Raw genomic sequence first — 2,698 nt, 5'->3', positions numbered from 1 at the left:
TTATTTTGAGTCAAAACCCCACCCATCAAGGTAGCCTGCTGCTGCGCATACTGCGCCAGCGCATCTGCATTCAGAACTGCCGACTCGGCATCAAAATGCATGCGGTAAGCCGGGGGCGGGAGTACCTGTACAGCTTCAGGGGAAATGAGCTGGTGGAAATCATGCTGGCGCAACCAGGCTGGTAATTTTCGGACACCCGGTGCTCGTCCCGGCGCCGGCTCTTTTAAACCCAGGTTCGAAGGGAACTCTAAAATCGTAACGGGCTTCATCCGAATGGTATTTTCATTAAGTAGGGAACGTATGGATCATTTGTTACCTGGAACAGGGTGAGGTGAACCAGCCTGGTGCTCTGCCAGCCACCGCATACGGTAAGCGTTCATAGCCGTTATACCCAGCTTGTGGAGGAGGCGGTAGTTGACAACGGCCCCGATCGGTGCACCAATGATAGGGATCAGCTGCGCCATTTTTGCCAGATCAATGTAATCCCGGTACTCCTGCTGGAACGTGCGCCAGTCGAAGTCGTGAATGTCTTCGGGCAGATGCCGCACCTGTTCCTCCCATTTTTCGATGTGCAGGTATACCTGGCGGCGCTGCTCCTGGCTGCTGAAGGCCAACTGGAAGATGTGAAGCAGGTATACCCGTTCCCGGTAGTCCTCGGCCGAGTAACCGTAGAGCGCTGCTATCTCGAAGAGCATTTTGAGTTTGAGGCCCAGAAGCAACGGAAAATCTGCGAAGCTCAGCAGAATGCCTCCTGCTCCGGTGATACCTCCTTCCGCTGCTCCTGCTTTTCTGTAAAAGTTGATTCGCTCCTGCACCAGGGCTTCGGTCAGCTGCAGGCTGGTAAACGGGTAGGGCTTTCGGGTAGTCAGCTCCGAACCAAACAGTACTGCCCGCACCATTTGCTTGATGGTAGCGGTGATGGCAGCATGTACTTTTTCGGGAATATAGCTGTTGAGCTTCACCTGCATTCGTTTGGCTAGTTTGTTGGCAAAGCTGGGTGCGCCCAGCATTTGGTGCTGCCAGGTTCTCAGTTCCCGGATGGCGTGTTCTTCATAGGGAGTCATCGGCGCGGATCAGCCTTGCAGCTGCAGTGAATGGAGTGATCAATCATATAAGTCTATACCTGTACGGCAGATTTGGGTTTATGCTGCTGCACCGAAGATAAGCTTTTGCGGGAAAAGGTAGTATAACCACGGGCGGTAAAGTAGGGGAGGTATAAAAAAGACAACCACAGCAAAGGGAGCTGTGGCTGTCTTTTTTATCGAAGTTTATAGGTTGTGTTAGTCTTTCTCGGTGTTCTGCTCGTTGTCCGTTCTGTTCTGGGGCGTATAGTTGTTGGCGCCTTTGTCGCCTACAGCGTCCCGGTACAGGCTGTTGGAAGTGCCGGTGTCCTTTGCTTTGTCCGGCTTATCCAGTTCGGTTTCCTTCTTATTTTTGGCCAGTCCTTTATTTTCTTTCTCGTTTTTCATAGGTTATGGATTTAAATTTATGCGTTTCCCTGTTCATCCTGTTTCCGTTGCGTGCCTTCGGGCTTGGTGCCGACGCGGTCACTTTGCCAGCCTTAGCCCTGCTGCGGTTTGTTCTGCTTATTTACGCGGGGTTGCTGCTCCCCCGATGAAGCAGAACTGCCGCTCGAATTGGGGTTATTCACTGCATTAGCAGATTGGTTAGAAGTTTTCATAGCAGGCTTGCCTCCTTTTTTGCCGGCCTCAAATGATTGCTCAGGATTACTGTTTGATTCGTGGTGCTTTCGCTGATCTTTCTGCTCTTTCATGGCTTTCCTTCTTTAAGTTGTTGTCAGTCCACAAATTGTCCTGCACTATGTGTACGGTGCCCCTGGGCACTGGTTGGAGCGGCAGGGCTGAAGCTGAAAAACCCACAGCGGATGCCATGGGCTTTTCAGTGCTTCAACATATTTTAATCAGGCCAGCCTACGAATTGCTTCGTCCGCTGCCAGAACCCCGGTTTCCGGAATTTTTGTTACCTGACGAGGAGTCATCGTTTTTATGGCTTTGGCTGCCGGCTTTTGCGTGTCCCTGCGGATCACCGTGCCAGCCGCGTCCTTGTCCCTGGCCGCTGCTCTTGGCTTGTGTCTGGCTGCCTTGTGAGGAGCTCTTGTTGCTGGTAGAAGATGAGCCGGAACTCTTGCTGCCTTGTCTTCCGGCTTCGGAATGTCCTTCGGAGTCACCATGCCAACCCTGGCCCTGGTTGCTGCTGCTGGCCTGCGATTGCTGGCCACTCTTAGACATCGGTGAATTTTGCTGTGAGGCTGAACCTTGTTTCTGATTCGACTGGTTCATATTGTTCGAACGATTGTTCTGATCTTGCTCATTGTTGCGTTTCATAGCTTACGTTTTTTAATGGAACATACACCCCACATGTTGCAGGGATGTTCTGTTTTACGGTTTAAGTTCTTAACGGTTAATGATTTGGAAGGACAGCAAGCGGGGCGATCATAGCATTATTCCCTACAAAAATTCTGAATAGGTATATAGTGCTATGAAAGTATAACAACAGGTGTATGTAATTATATAATAGCTGTTTGCCCGCTTATAAAAGCGCGAATCGGGGAAAAGGCTGCTGGCATTAATCAGGGATGAACCCTGGCGATAAGAGCCGAAAAAAAATTAAGCCGGTACAGGTATAGCCTTCCTGCAATAAATGACAACAGGCTTCTGATGCCTGTCGGTCGTGAAAA

5 protein-coding genes are annotated in these 2,698 nt (G+C 50.7%); 1 reads left to right on the top strand and 4 read right to left on the bottom strand.

Annotated features, from left to right (window positions below):
- Positions 1–185 (top strand): hypothetical protein (locus OB13_RS17605; protein WP_461491496.1); only part of this gene is annotated, 185 nt, incomplete at its 5' end.
- 120 nt (positions 186–305) lie between these two features.
- On the opposite strand, the gene OB13_RS17600 is transcribed toward OB13_RS17605, so the two are convergent.
- The 4 genes from OB13_RS17600 to OB13_RS17585 all read right to left on the bottom strand — a co-directional run bounded on the left by OB13_RS17600 (position 306) and on the right by OB13_RS17585 (position 2,345).
- Positions 306–1,064 (bottom strand): EcsC family protein, encoded by a 759-nt coding sequence (locus OB13_RS17600; RefSeq protein ID WP_461491495.1) that lies wholly within the window; start codon positions 1,062–1,064, stop codon positions 306–308.
- 216 nt (positions 1,065–1,280) lie between these two features.
- Positions 1,281–1,469: a hypothetical protein gene (locus tag OB13_RS17595; protein WP_461491494.1), complete on the bottom strand. Its 189-nt coding sequence runs from the start codon at positions 1,467–1,469 to the stop codon at positions 1,281–1,283.
- Between the two features lie 92 nt (positions 1,470–1,561).
- Positions 1,562–1,774 (bottom strand): hypothetical protein, encoded by a 213-nt coding sequence (locus OB13_RS17590; protein WP_461491493.1) that lies wholly within the window; start codon positions 1,772–1,774, stop codon positions 1,562–1,564.
- Positions 1,775–1,931: 157 nt separating this feature from the next.
- On the bottom strand, positions 1,932–2,345 hold the full coding sequence (locus OB13_RS17585; protein ID WP_461491492.1) for a hypothetical protein: 414 nt from the start codon (positions 2,343–2,345) through the stop codon (positions 1,932–1,934).
- Between the last annotated feature and the right edge of the window lie 353 nt (positions 2,346–2,698).

It is taken from the genome of Pontibacter sp. HJ8 (assembly GCF_054824225.1).
Note: the sequence above shows the minus strand (reverse complement) of the source record. Positions and strands in the feature narration are given on the sequence as shown.